Origin of the sequence: Micromonospora krabiensis, from assembly GCF_900091425.1 — a bacterium.
In the GTDB taxonomy this organism is placed as follows: domain Bacteria; phylum Actinomycetota; class Actinomycetes; order Mycobacteriales; family Micromonosporaceae; genus Micromonospora; species Micromonospora krabiensis.
This window is the reverse complement of the sequence record NZ_LT598496.1, coordinates 2,898,890-2,916,274: the sequence shown is the minus strand read 5'-3', so window position 1 is coordinate 2,916,274 and position 17,385 is coordinate 2,898,890. Positions and strand designations below refer to the sequence as shown.

Annotated in this window: 17 protein-coding genes; 8 read left to right on the top strand and 9 right to left on the bottom strand. The window is 73.7% G+C overall.

The window, feature by feature from the left end; genetic code table 11:
* Positions 1–18 precede the first annotated feature (18 nt).
* From GA0070620_RS12995 to GA0070620_RS12985, 3 genes are all read left to right on the top strand, one after another.
* Complete coding sequence (locus GA0070620_RS12995) at positions 19–819, top strand: carbohydrate ABC transporter permease (RefSeq protein ID WP_231922422.1); 801 nt, start codon at positions 19–21, stop codon at positions 817–819.
* Positions 816–2,249 (top strand): GH1 family beta-glucosidase, encoded by a 1,434-nt coding sequence (locus tag GA0070620_RS12990; protein WP_091590515.1) that lies wholly within the window; start codon positions 816–818, stop codon positions 2,247–2,249. The genes GA0070620_RS12995 and GA0070620_RS12990 overlap by 4 nt, the downstream gene beginning before the upstream one ends.
* Positions 2,250–2,329: 80 nt before the next feature.
* The gene (locus GA0070620_RS12985; protein ID WP_091590514.1) at positions 2,330–3,376 is read left to right on the top strand and encodes a LacI family DNA-binding transcriptional regulator; all 1,047 of its coding nucleotides are present in this window, start codon (positions 2,330–2,332) and stop codon (positions 3,374–3,376) included.
* A 57-nt stretch (positions 3,377–3,433) separates the two neighbouring features.
* Here the strand turns inward: GA0070620_RS12985 and GA0070620_RS12980 are convergent, their stop codons facing one another.
* Entirely contained in the window at positions 3,434–3,988 is a 555-nt protein-coding gene (locus GA0070620_RS12980; protein WP_231922363.1) for a TetR/AcrR family transcriptional regulator, read from the bottom strand.
* 73 nt (positions 3,989–4,061) lie between these two features.
* Here GA0070620_RS12980 and GA0070620_RS12975 point away from each other — a divergent pair, with 73 nt between their 5' ends.
* Positions 4,062–4,859, top strand: a complete 798-nt coding sequence (locus GA0070620_RS12975) for an alpha/beta hydrolase family esterase (protein WP_091590512.1) — start codon at positions 4,062–4,064, stop codon at positions 4,857–4,859.
* A gap of 161 nt (positions 4,860–5,020) precedes the next feature.
* Here the strand turns inward: GA0070620_RS12975 and GA0070620_RS12970 are convergent, their stop codons facing one another.
* Together GA0070620_RS12970 and GA0070620_RS12965 are read right to left on the bottom strand one after the other, a co-directional pair.
* Positions 5,021–6,250 (bottom strand): acyl-CoA dehydrogenase family protein, encoded by a 1,230-nt coding sequence (locus GA0070620_RS12970; RefSeq protein ID WP_091590510.1) that lies wholly within the window; start codon positions 6,248–6,250, stop codon positions 5,021–5,023.
* Positions 6,250–7,335 carry a phosphotransferase family protein gene (locus GA0070620_RS12965; protein WP_091590508.1) on the bottom strand — a complete coding sequence of 362 codons (1,086 nt, stop codon included), beginning with the start codon at positions 7,333–7,335 and terminating at the stop codon, positions 6,250–6,252. The genes GA0070620_RS12970 and GA0070620_RS12965 overlap by 1 nt, the downstream gene beginning before the upstream one ends.
* Before the next feature lie 152 nt (positions 7,336–7,487).
* On the opposite strand from GA0070620_RS12965, the gene GA0070620_RS12960 reads away from it, so the two are divergent.
* Together GA0070620_RS12960 and GA0070620_RS12955 are read left to right on the top strand one after the other, a co-directional pair.
* Entirely contained in the window at positions 7,488–8,186 is a 699-nt protein-coding gene (locus GA0070620_RS12960) for an ACT domain-containing protein (RefSeq protein WP_091598668.1), read from the top strand.
* 103 nt (positions 8,187–8,289) lie between these two features.
* Complete coding sequence (locus tag GA0070620_RS12955; RefSeq protein WP_091590500.1) at positions 8,290–9,333, top strand: GNAT family N-acetyltransferase; 1,044 nt, start codon at positions 8,290–8,292, stop codon at positions 9,331–9,333.
* Between the two features lie 152 nt (positions 9,334–9,485).
* Here GA0070620_RS12955 and GA0070620_RS12950 read toward each other — a convergent pair whose 3' ends face one another.
* The 6 genes from GA0070620_RS12950 to bioB form a co-directional block, all read right to left on the bottom strand.
* The gene (locus GA0070620_RS12950) at positions 9,486–11,051 is read right to left on the bottom strand and encodes an aldehyde dehydrogenase family protein (protein WP_091590498.1); all 1,566 of its coding nucleotides are present in this window, start codon (positions 11,049–11,051) and stop codon (positions 9,486–9,488) included.
* Between the two features lie 271 nt (positions 11,052–11,322).
* On the bottom strand, positions 11,323–12,075 hold the full coding sequence (locus tag GA0070620_RS33220; protein ID WP_197677590.1) for a hypothetical protein: 753 nt from the start codon (positions 12,073–12,075) through the stop codon (positions 11,323–11,325).
* 238 nt (positions 12,076–12,313) lie between these two features.
* Positions 12,314–13,510 (bottom strand): low temperature requirement protein A, encoded by a 1,197-nt coding sequence (locus GA0070620_RS12940; RefSeq protein ID WP_091590495.1) that lies wholly within the window; start codon positions 13,508–13,510, stop codon positions 12,314–12,316.
* 79 nt (positions 13,511–13,589) lie between these two features.
* On the bottom strand, positions 13,590–14,102 hold the full coding sequence (locus GA0070620_RS12935; protein WP_091590490.1) for a GNAT family N-acetyltransferase: 513 nt from the start codon (positions 14,100–14,102) through the stop codon (positions 13,590–13,592).
* Positions 14,103–14,107: 5 nt separating this feature from the next.
* The gene (gene bsaP, locus GA0070620_RS12930; protein ID WP_231922362.1) at positions 14,108–14,335 is read right to left on the bottom strand and encodes a biotin synthase auxiliary protein BsaP; all 228 of its coding nucleotides are present in this window, start codon (positions 14,333–14,335) and stop codon (positions 14,108–14,110) included.
* 10 nt (positions 14,336–14,345) lie between these two features.
* Positions 14,346–15,341, bottom strand: coding sequence for a biotin synthase BioB (gene bioB / locus GA0070620_RS12925; RefSeq protein WP_091590484.1), 996 nt, complete (start codon positions 15,339–15,341; stop codon positions 14,346–14,348).
* Between the two features lie 150 nt (positions 15,342–15,491).
* On the opposite strand from bioB, the gene GA0070620_RS12920 reads away from it, so the two are divergent.
* Entirely contained in the window at positions 15,492–16,628 is a 1,137-nt protein-coding gene (locus GA0070620_RS12920) for an 8-amino-7-oxononanoate synthase (RefSeq protein WP_091598665.1), read from the top strand.
* Between the two features lie 20 nt (positions 16,629–16,648).
* Entirely contained in the window at positions 16,649–17,353 is a 705-nt protein-coding gene (bioD, locus tag GA0070620_RS12915; RefSeq protein WP_091598662.1) for a dethiobiotin synthase, read from the top strand.
* The last annotated feature ends 32 nt before the right edge of the window (positions 17,354–17,385 follow it).

The following is a 17,385-nucleotide window of genomic DNA, read 5'->3' as shown; positions in this document are numbered from 1 at the left end:
CTCTGGCAGGCCAGCCCGCTGACCTACTTCGCGCTCATCATCGGTTGCGTACTGTCGATCTTCCCGATCGTCTGGTCGTTCATCATCGCGTCGCGGGACAACAGCGCCGTCTACGAGATGCCGCCCACGCCGGGCGGGATGCTCTTCGAGAACATCGAGCGGATGCTCGCCAACGAGGACGCCGCGTTCCTCTACGGCCTGGTGAACTCGGCCGTGGTGTCGAGCATCGTCACCATCTCGGTGATCTTCTTCTCCAGCCTGGCCGGGTTCGCGTTCGCCAAGCTCCGGTTCCGCGGCCGCAACGGTCTGCTCCTGGTGATCATCCTGACCATGATGGTGCCGACCCAGCTCGGGATCATCCCGCTCTACCTGATGATGGTCGAGCTGGAGTGGACCGGCACCCTGCAGGCCGTCATCGTGCCGTTCCTGGTCCAGGGCTTCGGCGTGTTCATGATGCGCCAGTACGCGCTCTCCGCGATCAGCGACGAGCTGATCGAGGCGGCCCGCCTCGACGGCTGCTCGACCTGGCGGATCTACTGGAACGTGGTGCTGCCCGCGCTGCGTCCGGCCGCGGCCATCCTCGGACTGCTGACCTTCATGCAGACCTGGAACGAGTTCCTCTGGCCGTTCATCGTGCTGACCCCGGACACCCCGACGGTGCAGTACTCCCTCAAGATCCTCTCGTCCGGTCTCTACCAGACCGACTACACCGCGCTCTTCGCCGGCACGGCCCTCGCGACCCTGCCGCTGCTGATCGTGTTCGTCCTGTTCGGCCGCCAGATCATCGGCGGGATCATGGAAGGTGCCGTCAAGTCGTGAGCAATCCCGCCAGCCCGCCCGCCGTCGGCGTCCTCGACCAGGGACCGGAGCTGATCTTCCCGCCCGGCTTCCTCTGGGGCGCGGCGACCGCGGCGTACCAGATCGAGGGGGCGGCCGCCGAGGGTGGCCGTACGCCGTCGATCTGGGACACCTTCAGCCACACCGAGGGACGGGTGCTCCACGGGCACACCGGCGACGTGGCCTGCGACCACTACCACCGGCTCGGCGAGGACGTCGCGTTGATGGCCGAGCTGGGGCTGAAGTCGTACCGCTTCTCGGTCTCCTGGTCCCGGGTGCAGCCCGGCGGCACCGGCCCCGCGAACGTGGCGGGGCTCGACTTCTACCGCCGGCTGGTCGACGAGTTGCTGTCGCACGGCATCGAGCCGTGGCTGACCCTCTACCACTGGGACCTGCCGCAGCCCCTGGAGGACGCCGGCGGCTGGCCGGCCCGGGACACCGCCGCCCGGTTCGCCGACTACACGGCGCTGGTCGCGGACGCCCTCGGCGACCGGGTCCGCTACTGGACGACGCTGAACGAGCCGTGGTGCTCGGCGTTCCTCGGCTACGGCTCCGGCGTCCACGCCCCGGGCCGGACCGACGGTGCCGACGCGGTCCGGGCCGGGCACCACCTGATGCTCGGCCACGGCCTCGCCGTGCAGGCGCTGCGGGCGGCACGCCCACAGGCCCAGGTCGGGGTGACCGTCAACCTGTACCCGGTCACCCCGGCCAGCGACGCCCCCGCCGACGTGGACGCGGCCCGGCGGATCGACGGGCTGGCCAACCGGTTCTTCCTCGACCCCCTGCTGCGCGGGGCGTACCCGGCCGACCTGATGGCCGACCTGCGTGACGTGACCGACTTCGGCCACGTCCGCGACGGCGACCTGGCCACCATCGCCAGCCCGCTCGACCTGGTCGGCGTCAACTACTACAGCCGGCACGTCGTGGCCGCGCCGGTCGCGGGCGCGGAGCCGGAGCCGTACTGGCGGGCACCGTCCTGCTGGCCGGGCAGCGAGGACGTCCGGTTCGTCACCCGAGGTGTCCCGGTCACCGACATGAACTGGGAGATCGACGCGCCGGGCCTCGTCGAGACGCTGCGCCGGGTGCACGAGGAGTACACCGACCTGCCCCTGTACGTCACCGAGAACGGTTCCGCCTTCGTCGACGAGGTGGTGGACGGACGGGTCGACGACGTCGACCGGCTGGCGTACTTCGACGCCCACCTGCGCGCCGCGCACGAGGCGATCGGCGCGGGCGTGCCGCTGGCCGGCTACTTCGCCTGGTCGTTGATGGATAATTTCGAGTGGGCCTGGGGTTACACCAAGCGGTTCGGCATGATCTACGTCGACTACGACAGCCAGACCCGCATCCCGAAGTCCAGTGCCAGGTGGTACGCCGAGGTGATCCGACGCAACGGTCTGGCCGCACACTAGGCTCGGCCCAGCTATCCGGGCGGTCCGGCGCCACCGGTTCGGTGGCGGCGCCGGATCGCCCGACGTCGGAGGAGCAGACGATGACAACGCAGCGCACCCGGTCGCTCGGGCGCCCGACCCTCGACGCGGTCGCCGCCCGCGCCGGTGTCGGGCGCGGGACGGTCTCCCGCGTCGTCAACGGCTCCCCGCAGGTCAGCCCCGAGGCCCGGGCCGCCGTGCAGCAGGCCATCGCAGAGCTGGGGTACGTGCCGAACCGCGCCGCCCGGGCCCTGGTCACCCAGCGGACCGACTCGGTCGCGCTGGTCGTCTCCGAGTCCGGCGACCGCGTCTTCACCGAGCCGTTCTTCGCCGCGATCGTCCGGGGCATCAGCTCCGCGCTGCTGGAGACGCCCATGCAGCTCTGGCTGGCGATGGCGCAGTCGCCGGTGGAGCGGGAGCGGGTCGAGCACCACCTCACCAACCAGCACGTCGACGGCGTGCTGCTGCTGTCCCTGCACGACGCCGACCCGCTGCCGACACTGCTGGAGGAGCGCGGCCTGCCCGCGGTGCTCGGCGGTCGGCCGGCCCGGATGCTGCAACCGGGCGCGCAGCCCGGCTGGTTCGTCGACGTGGACAACGTCGGCGGCGCGCGCAACGCGGTCGAATACCTGACCGGCCGAGGGCGGCGGCGCATCGCCACCATCGCCGGCCCGCAGGACATGGGCGCCGGCCTGGCCCGCCTCGCCGGCTACACCGAGGCCGTCACCGCCGCCGGGGGCGGGGTCGACAAGAACCTCATCGCGTACGGCGACTTCAGCGAGGAGAGCGGCGCGGCCTGCATGCGTCGGCTGCTGGAGGTGTGTCCCGACCTGGACGCGGTCTTCGTCGCGTCCGACCTGATGGCGTTCGGTGCGCTGCGTACCCTGCGCGAAGCCGGCCGTCGGGTGCCCGACGACGTGGCCGTGGTCGGCTTCGACGACGCCCCGATCGCCCGGCAGGCCGACCCGCCGCTGACCACCGTGTTCCAGCCGGTGGAGGAGATGGGTCGGCAGATGGCCCGCCTGCTGGTCGCCCGCATCCGCGGCGACGAACTCGCCACCCCCCACATCCTCCTCGACACCAGCCTGGTGGAACGCGCCAGCGCCTAGGAGCCGGGTGTCAGCTCGGCCGCGCCCGCCGCTCGGCGTCTCTGGCGCGGGTGGGCCTCACCGGGCGCGCAGGCCATCGAGCACCACGTCGAGATAGCGGCGGGTGAGCGCCGCCCGCTCGGCCGGCGTCGCGTGGACCGAGGCGGCGAAGACCACCCCGCACATCAGGCGTACCACGTCGGCGTGCTCGACGCCGGGACGGATCAGGCCCGCGGCGCGTACCCGGTCGAGCAGGTCGGCGGTCAGGGCGTCCAGGCGTCCGACGAGTTCGGCCGTCTCCGGCAGCTCGTGCGTGGCGGCGGCGAAGACCGGCTGCACCGCGGCGTCGGCCAGCTGCGCGTCGATGCCGACGGTCAGGAAGCCGGCGAACGCGCCCCACTCGTCGTCGTCAGCGAGGGCCCGCTCGGCGTACGCGACCAGGTCCTGCAGGGCCGGGCGGGCCAGCGTCTCGAGCAGCGCCTCCGGGGTGGGGAAGTGGCGGTAGACCGTGGCGACGCCGATCGACGCCTCGCGGGCGACGTCGTTCAGTCGTAGCGGCCGCTGCGCGGCCAGGAAGGCGCGGCCGGTGTCGATGATGTGCTGCCAGTTGCGGGCGGCGTCTCTGCGGGTCACGGTGACCAGGGTAACGGATAGCTTATCCACTTGCTGTTACGCTTAATCGGATAGGTTATCCGGAAGGGGCAGCATGGAGATCCAAGCGGCGGGCCGCACCCGCACCTACACCCTCATCGAGCCGGAGGGCGGCCACGACCGCCTGCTGCTCGTCTTCCACGGCTCAACGCAGAACGCGGCCAAGTACCGGGCCTTCACCGGTGGGGCGTTCGACGCGATCCCCGGCACGGCCGTCGCCTACCTCGACGGCTACCGGGGCAACTGGAACGACGCGCGCCTGGCCAGCCGCTTCCCGGCTCGCCGGGCCGGCGTCGACGACGTGGCGTTCGCCGAGGCGGTGGTCAAGCAGCACGCGGGCGGGCGGGAGGTCTACGCGGCCGGCTACTCCAACGGCGGCGGCCTGGTGATCCGGCTGTTGCACGAACGCCCCGACCTGCTCGCCGGCGCGACGGTCATCGCGGCCCAGCAGCCGGCCCCCGGCAACTTCCTGTTGCCCGGCCTGCCTGTCGTGCCGAAGCCGGTCCTTCTGCTGCACGGCACGGCCGACCGGATCGTGCCGTACGAGGGTGGCGAGATGGCGGCCTGGGCTCGCTTCGCCTTCCAGGTCGGCGGGGAGATGCTGTCCACGCCGGAGACCGCCGGCTATTTCGCACGACGCAACGGCATCACGGCGCCGCCCGTGACGGTCGACCTGTCCGACCGGATCAGCCGCACCGACCACCGCCAGGACGGGCACGCCCCGGTCCGGCTCTACACCGTGCGCGGCGGCGGCCACACCGTACCGGGACCGCACCCGGCGCCCCGGCTGGTCGGCCGCACCAGCCGCGACCTCCACACCACCACCGCGATGGCCGAGTTCCTCTGGAGTTGATCGTCCACCCGCCCCCGGTTTCCGCGATCTTGCACTTCCCGCCCCGGCATTTCAGGCATTTCGCGTCCGCGCGGGGCCGAAAGTGCAAGATCGCGGGGGCGGTGGGGGTGGGGCGGGTGGCGGTGGGTGGCGGTGGGGGCGGTGGGGGGCGGTGGGGTGGGTTAGGTGGGGGTGGGGGTGGGGGTGGAGCGGCGGAGTTCTCGGCGGGCCAGGGACGCGCGGTGGACCTCGTCGGGGCCGTCGGCGAGGCGCAGCGTGCGGGCCTGCGACCACAGGGCCGCGAGCGGGGTGTCCTGGCTGACGCCGGCCGCGCCGTACCCCTGGATGGCCTTGTCGATCACCCACTCCGCCATCGCCGGCGTGGCGATCTTGATGGCCTGGATCTCGGTGTGGGCGCCCTTGTTGCCGACCGTGTCCATCAGCCACGCGGTCTTGAGCACCAGCAGCCGGGCCTGCTCGATGCGGACCCGCGACTCGGCGATCCACTCCCGGACGACGCCCTGCTCGGCCAGGGGCCGGCCGAACGCTACCCGCTCGGAGGCCCGCCGGCAGAGCAGTTCGAGAGCCCGTTCGGCCATCCCGACCAGCCGCATGCAGTGGTGGATGCGGCCCGGACCGAGCCGGGCCTGGGCGATCGCGAAACCGCCGCCCTCGACGCCGACGAGGTTCTCCGCCGGTACGCGTACGTCCGTGAAGTCGATCTCGGCGTGACCGCCGTGGGAGCCGTCGGTGTAGCCGAAGACCGTCATGCCCCGCCGGACGGTGACGCCCGGGGTGTCGCGGGGCACGAGCACCATGCTCTGCTGGCGGTGCCGGTCCGCGTCCGGGTCGGTCTTGCCCATCACGATGAAGATCTCGCAGCGGGGATCCATCGCGCCGGACGACCACCACTTGCGGCCGTTGATCACGTAGTGGTCGCCGTCGCGGGTGATCCGGGTGGCGATGTTCGTGGCGTCGGAGGACGCGACGTCCGGCTCGGTCATGCAGAACGCCGAGCGGATCTCGCCCTCCAGCAGCGGGCGCAGCCAGCGCTCCCGCTGCTGGTCCGAGCCGAACTCGGCGAGCAACTCCATGTTGCCGGTGTCCGGTGCGGCGCAGTTGACCGCCTCGGGCGCCAGGTGCGGGCTGCGCCCGGTCAGCTCGGCCAGCGGCGCGTACTGCAGGTTGGTCAGCCCGGCACCGTAGCGCCGGTCGGGCAGGAACAGGTTCCACAGCCCCCGCTTGCGGGCCTCCACCTTCAGCTCGGCCAGCACCGGCGTACGCGCCCACGGGTCGCCGGCCACGGCGACCTGTTCGGCGTGCACCGGCTCCGCCGGGTACACGTGCTCGTCGAGGAAGGCGGTCAGCTCGGCCCGCAACTGCTCGGTGCGGCTGTCGTACGCGAAGTCCATCAGCGCTCCCCGGCGGCGCTCAGACCGTGCGCGACCAGCGGTGCCACCATGTCGCCGATCCGGTCGAACCCTTCGCCGAGCGTCTGCCCGAGCGTGTGCCGGTAGTGGATCCCCTCGCAGATCACCGCGAGTTTGAAGCAGCCCAGCGCGATGTGCCAGTGCAGCGGGCCGACGTCGACGTCGCTGCGGCCGGCGTAGCGGTCGATCAGTTCGGCGCCCGTCGGGAATCCGGCCCGGGGGCCGAGCCCGTCGGCGACCGGGTTGCCGGTGGTCGCGTCGTCGCCGCCGAGCACGTCCCAGTAGGTCAGCAGCAGGCCCAGGTCGGCGAGCGGGTCGCCGACGGTGGCCATCTCCCAGTCCAGCACCGCCCGCACCGCCACCGGGTCGGTGGACGCGAGCAGGTTGTCCAGCCGGTAGTCGCCGTGCACGATGCGGCCCGCGTTGACGCCGTCCGGCACCGTCGCGGCCAGCCGGTCGCGGAGCTCGTCGACGCCGGGCAGGGGTCGGCTGCGGGAGCGGTCCAGCTGGCCCGCCCAGCGACGCACCTGCCGCTCCAGGTAGCCCTCCGGCCGCCCGAAGTCGGCCAGCCCGACCGCCGTCGGCTCGATCCGGTGCAGCGCGGCGAGGGTGTCCATCATCGCCATCGCCAGCTCGCGGCGACGCTCGTCGCCGAGCGGATCGGTCTGCGCCCGCGTGCGGAACACCTCACCGGTCACGCGCTCCATCAGGTAAAACGGGGCGCCGATGACCTCCGGGTCGGGACAGTGCAGCAGCGCCGCCGGCACCGGCACCCCGGTCGGCGCCAGCGCCGAGATGACCCGGAACTCGCGGCCCATGTCGTGCGCGGTGGCCAGCACGTGCCCGAGCGGCGGCCGGCGCAGCACCACCTCGCGGTCACCGAGGTCGAGCAGGTAGGTCAGGTTGGACTTGCCGCCGGCGATCAGCCGGGCCCGCAGCGGTCCGCCGGCCAGATCGGGACGGTGGGCGGCGAGGTACGCGGCGAGCCGGTCGAGATCCACCCCGGCCGGTGCGGCCCCGGACGGTGGAGCCCCCGGCCCGCCCGTGTCGACGGCCCGATCGGTCATCCGATTAGTTGATGGCAGGTCGGCCATGTTGTCAAGGTCGGATTTTGCCCCCGGGACATGCCTCTGCAACAGGGACGAAATGGGCAGGGACCAGGCTGGTGACCAGCCTGCCGGCCGCCACCGCCGGCCCCGCTGAGCGGAGGGACGACACCATGTTGCTGCGAGTTCGGGTCACCCTGCCGGACCGTCCCGGAACCCTCGGTCAGGTGGCCCGCACGCTGGGCGTGTCCGGTGCGGACATCGTTCAGGTCGTGGTCCTGGAGCGGCTCGGCGGGCGGGCGGTCGACGACTTCACCGTGGTGTGGCCCGGCGCGGCCCGCGTCGAGCGGCTGCTCGCCGGCCTGGCGGCCATCCCCGGCGTACGCGTGGACGGGGTGTGGCGGGCGATCGGCGCGCCCACCACCACCGGCCAGGACGCCGAACTGCTGGCCCAGGTGGCCGGCAACCCGGCCGACGGGCTGGCGACGCTGGTCGACGCCGTACCCGGTCTGCTCGCCGCCGACTGGGCGGTCGCCGCGGTCGTGCCGGTCGACTGGGCGTCCCGGGGCGGTGGCGGCGAGGCGACCGTGGGGCACGCGAGCTGGCGGGCTCCCGTCCCGCCGCCGCTGCCGGAGGTGACCCCGCTGCGCGCCCGGTCGATGACCATGCCCGACGGCACCCACTACGCCATCGCGCCGTTCGGCCGCGCCGGCCTCGTGCTGGTGGTGGCCCGCGAGCACTCCGACCCGCTCACCGCCGCCGCGTTCCACTCGACCGAGGTCGATCGCCTCGCCCAGCTGGTCCGGGCGAGCGCCGTCATCCTCGGCGACCGGCTCGACCTGGTCGGGGCGCCGCCGGTGGTCGCCGGCTGACTCCCCGCGTGCGTGATCCCGGCCACGGTCGCGAGCCGTCACCCCGGAGCAATCGGCCGGCAACAGGCGGCGGCCAGGGTGGTACCGGGGAAGGGAGTCAACCATGACGCTGTGGCGGATCCGAGCCACCGTGGACGACCGGCCGGGCTACCTGTCGGTCCTCACGGCGAGCCTCGCGTTGCGCGGGGTCAACATCCTGACCGTGCAGGTGCACACGACCGAGCGGGGCGCGGTCGACGACTTCCTCGTCGACGCGCCCGACGCGATCGGCGAGGCCGACCTGGTGGCGGCCGTCGAGCGGGGCCGGGGCCGGGACTGCTGGGTGGCGCGCAGCGAGGCGCGCGGCCTGGCCGACCAGCCGACCCGGGTGCTCGGGCTGGCCAGCCGACTGGTCCGGGACCCGGACGCGACCGGTGAGGTGCTGGGCGCCCTCCTCGGCGCGGACGCGGTGACCTGGCGGCCGGACACCCTCCCGGACGCCGGGATCAGCGACACCACGATGCGACTGGCCGACCCGGGCGGCGGCTCCTACACGCTCCGCCGGGCGGCGCCCAGCTTCACGCCCGCCGAGTACGCCCGGGCGCAGGCGCTGGTGGAGCTGGCGACGACCGTGGTGCGCCGGGCCGCCGAGCAGGTCACGCTCGTGCTGCCCGACGGCGCCGAGCTGACCGTACGGCCGGCGGTCGCCGACGACCTGCCCGGCGTACTCGACCTGCACGAGGCCTGCTCGGCGCGCAGCCGGCACCGCCGTTACCTGGGCGGGTCCGCGCCGACGCCGGCCCGACTGCGGCGACTGCTGGAACCGGCCCGCGGCCACACCCTCGTCGCGGCGACCACCGGCTCCGACGGGTCGACGGAGTCGCTGGTCGCGATGGCGAACCTGCTCGGTGAGGGCGACGAGGCCGAGGTGGCGTTGCTGGTGCGCGACGACTGGCAGCGGCGCGGTCTCGGGTCGGCCCTGCTGCGCCGGCTGGCGCGGCACGCCGACCAGGCCGGCTACGCGGCCCTGGTGCTGCACGTCCAGGCCGAGAACGGCCCGATGCTGCGGACCGTACGCCGGCTGGACCGCCCGACCACCACGGACCGCGACGGCCCCCTGGTCACCCTGACGGTCCCCCTACCCGCCCCCACCCCCGCCCACCACTGACAGCCGTCCCCCCCCGCCCCTCCTCGCCCCCGCGATCTTGCAGTTCGTGCCTCCGCGAAACGGACGTATGCCGCGTCGCGAGGGCGGAAACTGCAAGATCGCGGAAAGGGAGCGGGAGGGCGCGGAGGGGTGGGAGGGCGTGGGAGGCGGGGTCAGGTGTTCGGGTAGCGGTTGTAGTCGGGGAAGTTGCCGTAGAGGCGCTCGTCGCCGCCCTGGGTGACCGCCTGCACCAGCAGGTCGCCGCCGACGAAGGCGCCCTTCCAGGAGGCGCCCCGGCCGCCGAACGGCTCGTCGCGGTCGCCCCGCGAGCGCGGCTTGTTGATGCCCACCTTGAACGCCTGGAGGTCCACGGCCAGCTTCGCCGCCTCGTCCTCGTCGTCGCAGGCGAGGGAGGCGACCAGCGCGCCGTTGGAGGCGTTCATCGCGGCCAGCAGCTCGTCGGTGGTGTCCACCACGACGATCGTGTCGACGGGTCCGAACGGTTCGGCGTGCATGAGCCGGGACCGGCCGGGCGGGGCGAGCAGCACCGACGGCGCCACATAGGCGGAGGTGTCCTGCCCGTCGAGGAACGGCGCCCCGGTCAGCTTGCCCCGGTGCAGCGGCACCGCGCCGCCGCGGACCGCCTCGTCCACCTTGCGGCGCAGCTCGTCGGCCTTGGCCGCGCTGATCAGCGGTCCGAAGTCCAGCTCGGGCAGCGGGTCACCGGCCGACCAGTCGTCGCCGACCGCGAGCGGGTGGCCGAACCGGACCGAGCGGACGACCGGCAGGTACATGTCGAGGAACTCGTCGACCAGGTCGCGCTGGACGACGAACCGGGGGTACGCGGTGCAGCGCTGCTTGCCGTACTCGAAGCCCTTCTTCAGGTGCGCGGCGAGCAGGTCCCACTGGGAGAAGTTCCAGATGCCCCAGGCGTTCAGCCCCTCCTGCTCGATGAAGTGGCGCTTGTCGGAGTCGAGCAGCGCGGCGGCCACCTTGCCGCCGTTGGACCGGCCGCCGACGAAGGCGACCGCGCCGATCTCGGGGGCCCGCACCAGCACTTCGGACAGCTCCTCGCCGCCGCCGGAGACCAGCGTCGCGGGCAGCCCGGCGCGGCGCATCAGCGCGTGCGCGACGGTGAGGCAGACGGCGCCGCCCTGCGACGGGGTCTTGGCGATGACGGCGTTGCCGGCGAGCAGCTGCACCAGCTCGGCGTGCACGAGGACGCTCATCGGGTAGTTCCAGGAGGCGATGTTGCTGACCGGCCCGGGCAGTGGCTCCCGCCCGCCGTCGAGCATCCGGTCGATCTCGTCGACGTACCAGCGGACGCCGTCCAGCGCGCGGTCCACGTCGGCGCAGGCCAGCCGCCACGGCTTGCCGATCTCCCAGACCAGCAGCAGCGCGAGCAGATCGCGGTGGTCGGTGAGCGCGGCCACCGCCGCGGAGACGCGGGCCTTGCGCTCGGCCAGCGGGGTGTCGGCCCAGTCGCGGTGGGCCCCGGCGGCGTACGCGACGGCGGCGCGGGCGGTGTCCGCGTCGAGCCGGGCGAGGTTGATCAGGACGGTGTTGTCCACCGGGGTGCGGGTCGGCGTCGGTGCGCCGACCGCCCGCCACTCGCCCTCGACCAGGTTGTGCAGCGTGGTGACGCCGTCGACGGGGGCGCCGAACGCCTCCGGGGTGGCGGCGACCGCGCGGGCGAGGGTGTCGGACCAGGCGGTGCCGTCGGCGAGTCGTAGGGCCATCGCGTCCTCCTCAGGGTTGACCGGGGGAGCGGCGGCGTCGATGGCACCGCTGGTGTCGTACTGTCGCGCGTCGCGCGGCGGGCCAGCAACCGTACGCTCGTATCCCAAGACGCCGTGTCCCGTCGCGGCGGCGCCCGCCCTCCGGTATGGAGGTGGGCTGAGCTGGACAAACCTCCTCACACCATCGATGTGCATCGATGATGTGAGGTATGCCCGGAACGGCGCCGGCCGCCGGACGGGGGCCCGGCGGCCGGTGAAGCGTCCGCGTCGCTCAGCTGGTGAAGGTGATCCGGTCGCGTCGGCGGCGCAGCACGGTCAGCGCCACACCGCCGCCGATCAGGGCGAGCCCGGTGAGCGCGATGCCGGTGCCGGCGACGCCGGTGATCGGCAGGCTGCCGCCGCCCTCCCCGCCGCCGTTGCCGCCGCCGCCGTTGCCGCCACCAGGGGTGGTCGGCAGCGGCGAATCCGGGGAGCCCGGCGACCCGGGCGTGCTCGGCGTCGGGGTGCTGGTGGCGGTGCACGGCTGGAGCCAGAACACCTTGTGCTTGGCGTCGGACGACCTCCCGTCCACCAGGTCCACGTCGAGCTTCAGGTGGTAGCCGTGCTTCGGGTGCGCGGTCAGCCCGTTGAGGGTCAGGTCGGCGGCCGAGAGGCGGATCGTCTCGTCGTGGTCGTTCTCCGCGCCGCCGGCCGGGTCGGTGCTGATGATCCGGTTGCGCACCGACCAGACCACGACGTCCTTACCGGACGGTGGCTGGGCGGTCAGGGTGACGTCGGCCGCCTGGTTCGTGTCGAAGTTGAAGAACTCAAGCTCGAAGTCGCAGGTCACGTGCGGTTCGTTGTCGACGCGGTCGCTGAACGGGGCGCCGTCGATCTTCACCGTGCCGTTGTCGCCGGGCGGATTGTGACCGCCGGGCGCCTGGGCGAGGGACGCTGCGCTGGCCCAGGCGGGGGCGGCGACGGCGAGGCAGGCCGTGGCGGCGGCGGTCAGAACCGCGCCCACCACGTGCCGACGCTGTGGCATGGATTTCCTCCGCGGGAAACAAGGAGAGGGGACGGCACATGATCGCATGCGCCAAACCATTCCGCGATACCGGTCGATCGGCCTGAGCTGGGCGTACGTCACCGCCCGGTGTCGTATTTCTCGCGCGGAAATGGCGTGTCGATGTAACGCGTACGCGTACCTGGGCGCTGCGCCGTGCCAATTCCCGCGCAATTCCGCCGGGGACGGTCGCGGGCCCCGCTCGCCGTCGCCGGAGGACTCAGGGACCGGCCGGTGTGGACCGACGCCACCGCTCCTCGGCGGCCAGCGCGACGAGGAAGACGGTGAGCAGAGCCATCGCCGCCAGGGCGGGCAGGAGACGGGCCACCGGGATCAGGAGCAGCGCCACCGCGGCGGCGACCAGACGCACCGGTGCCGCGCCGACGGTCACCCGCAGGAACAGGTGCCGGCCGAACAGGTAGATCGCGGCACCGCCGTACAGGACGACGCCGGGACCCCAGCCCAACCGCTCCCGGGCGGCGTGCCCCGCGTACTCCGCGACCTGCGCCAGGACCTCGTGGATGCCCAGCGCCACGTAGATGACCCCGGCGATCAACGGCAGGTGCGCCAACGTGTACGCGTCCGAGGCCAACTGCTGCCGCCGCCGGGTGTGCCGCGGCGCGTCGGCCAGCACCCGGGCCGCTGCCGGTGCCGCGTCGTCGAAGTAGAGCCACCACAGGCACACGGTCACCGCGAAGCCGAGCAGCGCGGCGACCAGCACGGGCGGGCGGATCACCGCCGACCCGGCCCCGGCGCCCACCGAGATCAGCGACTCGCCGAGCGCGATGATCAGCACGAGGTTGTGGCGTTCGGCGAAGTGGGACGCGCTGCGTACCTCGCCGAGGCTGGCGGCGGTGACGACCCGGCCTCCGCCGTAGTCGACCGCGAACGCCACGACCCACAGCACGGTCTGCGCGGTGCCGCCGAACACCGCGCCGATGACCAGCGGCACCCAGGCCAGGGCCGTCGAGGTGGCGAAGCGTGCCGCCTGCCGGCGGTAGCGCGGATCACCCGCCCCGACGTGGAACATCAGCGCGAGGTGCAGCGCCCGGACCAGGAGGTATGCGGCCGCCAGCGTCAGCGACGCGCCCCTCGCCGCGCCCGCGGCCCGCCACGCGTCCGGGATCACCAGCGCGGCCACGAAGATGGCCGCCATCGCCACCGTCATGACGGCCCGCACCAGCCCCACGTCGGCGCGGGTCAGGTTGCCCAGCCAGGTGTAGCAGCTCCACGCGTACCAGAACCACAGCACCAGCAGGAACCCCTGGAACAGGGTCAGCGCGCTCGGGTCGCCCGCCATGAAGTCGATGAGCCGGGTGAGGGCGAAGACCAGGACGAGGTCGAAGAAGACCTCGAAGATCGTGGCCCGGTGCGACTCCTCCACCAGCACCGGCCGGGACCGGGGGACACGGCTCATCGGCCCATCTTCGTGCGCTCCCGCCGAGGCCGGTGGCCGACGCGCGGGGCGTCGCCATCGACAGGCGACCGCCGGCGGCTCAGTCCACCAGCTCGTCGGCGAGCAGGTCCATGAGCAGGCCGTCGTGCCACTGCCCGTCCGCGCCGCGCTCGTAGCGGCGCAGCACACCGACCGGCCGGAAGCCCACCTTGGCGTAGCTGCGGATGGCCGGCGTGTTCGCCGCCGCCGGGTCGATCGTGAAGCGGTGATGCCCGTACGCCTCGACCAGGTGCCGGACCAGCGTGCGGATCGCGTCCTGGCCGAGGCCCCGGCCGTGCACCTCCGGGTCGAGGAAGATGTCCAGGCTGGCGTGCCGGTAGTCCGGGTCCTCCTCGGCGTACCACTGGACCGCGCCGACGACGCGCCCCTCGTAGTCGATCGCGTACACCATCAGGTCCTCGTCGGCGAGGTCGGCGCTCACCGCGGCGGCGAGGTCGTCGCCGCCGCGCCACCAGCGGCGGACCGCCGGGATGGCGCGGATCGCCGCGAGGGTCGCGACGTCGGCCACGGTGGCCGGCCGCAGCGTCACCGCCCGCCCCCGCAGCTCCGCCATCGCGATCAGCCCCGGATCTCGCCGTGCGCCACGCAGACCGCGGCCCAGCCGACCGGGAGCACCTGCACCTTCATCCGGCGACGGCAGTGCGCGCAGAACCGTGGCGGCTCCAACGCCCGGGCCCGGGCGCACGCGTCGTGCCCGCCGGCCGCCAGTGCCTCACCGCAGCGGTCACACCAGGGTGGCGCCGATGCGGTGCCGTTCGGCACCGCCAACCCCGCAGCGTCGCTCACCGTCAGCCCCTCACAGCGTCGCGGACAGCGCCTTGACCGGCATCTTCAGGTCCTCCAGCAGGGCCAGGTCCTCGGTGGCGGGCCGACCCAGGGTGGTCAGGTAGTTGCCGACGATCACCGCGTTGACCCCGCCCAACAGGCCCTCGCGGGTGCCCAGGTCGCCGAGGGTGATCTCGCGGCCACCCGCGTAGCGCAGGATGGTGCGCGGCATGGCCAGCCGGAACGCGGCGATCGCGCGCAGCGCGTCCTTGCCCTCCACCACCGGCTGGTCCCCCAGCGGGGTGCCCGGGCGCGGGTTGAGGAAGTTGAGCGGCACCTCGTGCGGGTCCAGCTCGGCGAGCTGCGCGGCGAACTCGGCGCGCTGCTCGACGCTCTCGCCCAGGCCCAGGATGCCGCCGCAGCAGACCTCCATGCCGGAGTCGCGGACCATCCGCAGCGTCTCCCAGCGCTCCTCCCAGCTGTGGGTGGTGACCACGTTGGGGAAGTGGGAGCGGCAGGTCTCCAGGTTGTGGTTGTAGCGGTGCACACCCATGTCGACCAGCTCGTCGACCTGCTCCTGGGTGAGCATGCCGAGCGAGGCGGCGACCTGGATGTCGACCTCCGCCTTGATGGCGGCGACGCCCTCCCGCATCTGCTTCATCAGCCGGGCGTCCGGACCACGGACCGCGGCCACGATGCAGAACTCGGTCGCCCCGGTGGCGGCGGTCTGCTTGGCCGCCTCCACGAGCGAGGGGATGTCCAGCCAGACCGAACGCACCGGCGAGGTGAACAGGCCGGACTGCGAGCAGAAGTGGCAGTCCTCCGGGCAGCCGCCGGTCTTCAGCGAGACGATTCCCTCGACCTCGACCTCCGGGCCGCACCAGCGCATCCGCACCTCGTGGGCGAGCTGAAGGGCGGCGGGCAGGTGCTCGTCGGGCAGGGTGAGCACGGCGAGGACGCCGGCCTGGTCGAGGCCGACGCCGTCACCCAGGACCTGGGTGCGGGCCTGGTCGAGGATCTCTGGCATGGCTCGTACCCTACAAGGCCCCCTGACCGCGAGAAATGACCTCGGCCACCGGCGGAGCGGGGGAGGCCGGGTCCGGCCGAGTGGATGCACCGGGGCGTTCCGGGCGAGTGGTACCTTCGCCCGGCGGACGGATCGGCGTAGGGGGTGACGGTGGCGGACTGGCTGGCGGCGCTCGACCGCCGCGCCGACCTGCGGGCCAAGGCGGGGCTGACCCGGCGGTTGCACGCGCGCGCCGCCGACGAAACGGTCACCGACCTGGCCGGCAACGACTACCTGGGCCTGGCCACCCACCCGGAGGTCACCGCCGCGGCCGCGCGGGCCCTGTCGGCGTACGGGCTGGGCGCCACCGGGTCGCGGCTGGTGCGCGGCTCCACCGACGCCCACCACGCGCTGGAGGACGCGCTCGCCGACTGGATCGGCACCGACCGCGCGCTGGTGTTCTCCTCCGGCTACCTGGCCAACCTCGGCGCGCTGCGCGCCCTCGTCCAGCCCCGCACGCTGCTCGTCTCCGACGCGCACAACCACGCCTCGCTGATCGACGGCTGCCGGATCTCCGGCGCCGAGACGGTCGTCACCCCGCACGCCGACGTGACCGCCGTCGCCGACGCCCTCGCGGCGGCCCCCGGACGACCCGCGGTGGTCGTCACCGAGTCGATCTTCTCCGTTGACGGGGACCTCGCCCCGCTCGCCCGTCTGCACGCGGTCGCCCGCCGGCACGGCGCGCTGCTCCTGGTCGACGACGCGCACGCGCTCGGCGTGACCGGGCCGGGCGGTGCCGGCGCCGTCGCCGCCGCCGGGCTGGCCGGCGAGCCGGACGTGGTGGTGACCGCCACCCTCTCCAAGGCGCTGGGCGGCGCCGGCGGGCTGGTCGCCGGGCCGGCCGAGTTCGTCCGGCACCTGGTGGAGACCGGTCGGACCTTCATCTTCGACACCGCGCTGCCGCCCGCGGTCGCCGCCGGGGTGCACACCGCCGTCGGCCTGGCCCGGGCCGGCGACCACCTGCGTGCCGAGCTGGCCGAGCGGGCCGCTCGCGCGGTGGCCCGGCTGGCCGCCGCCGGCCTGACCGTCTCCGCCCCGGACGCGGGCGTGATCTCGGTGACGGCCCCCGGTCCGGAGGCGGCGACCGCGTGGGCCGCGGACTGCCGTGACCGGGGCGTGGCGGTCGGCTGCTTCCGGCCGCCGTCCACCCCGGACACCCGCTCCCGGCTGCGGCTGACCGTCAACGCGGGCGTGCCGCGGGCGGATTTCGAGCGGGCGCTGGAGGTCATCGTGGAGGTCGCACCGTGAGCGCGCCGTGGCAGGGGATCGTGGTGGTCACCGGCACCGACACCGAGGTGGGCAAGACGGTCGTGACCGCGGCGATCACCGCCGCCGCGCACACCGCCGGGCTGCGGGTCGCCGTGGTCAAACCCGGCCAGACCGGTACGGCCACCGGCGAGCCCGGCGATGCCGACGCCGTGCAGCGGCTGGCCGCCCCGCTCACCGCCCGGACGCTGGCCAGCTATCCCGACCCGCTCGCCCCGCTCACCGCTGCCCGGGTGGCCGAGCTGGAGCCGCTGGAGCTCTACACCGCCGTCGACGCCGTCCGGGAAGAGGCGGACAAGCACGACCTGGTGCTGGTGGAGGGGGCCGGCGGTCTGCTCGTCCCGATGGGGCTGCGCCCGTCCGGGGAGCCCTGGACGATCGCCGACCTGGCCGTCTCGTTGGGCGCGCCCGCGGTGGTGGTGGCCCGGGCCGGGCTGGGCACGCTCAACCACACCGCGTTGACCCTGGAGGCGTTGGACCGCCGTGCCGTTCCCGCCGGCGTGGTCATCGGCGCGTGGCCGTCCGCGCCGGAGCTGGTGCACTGGACCAACCTGGGTGACCTGCTGCCGAACCTGCTCGGCGCGCTGCCCGCCGGGGCCGGCGCGATGGACCCCGGGGTGTTCCGGCGGTCCGCGCCGGGCTGGCTCACCCCGGCGCTGCACGGGGTGCTCGACGACTGGCGCGCGTGGGCCGAGGAGATCGGCTGAACACCTGACTTTCGTCGGTGCCCGGGCCGGCC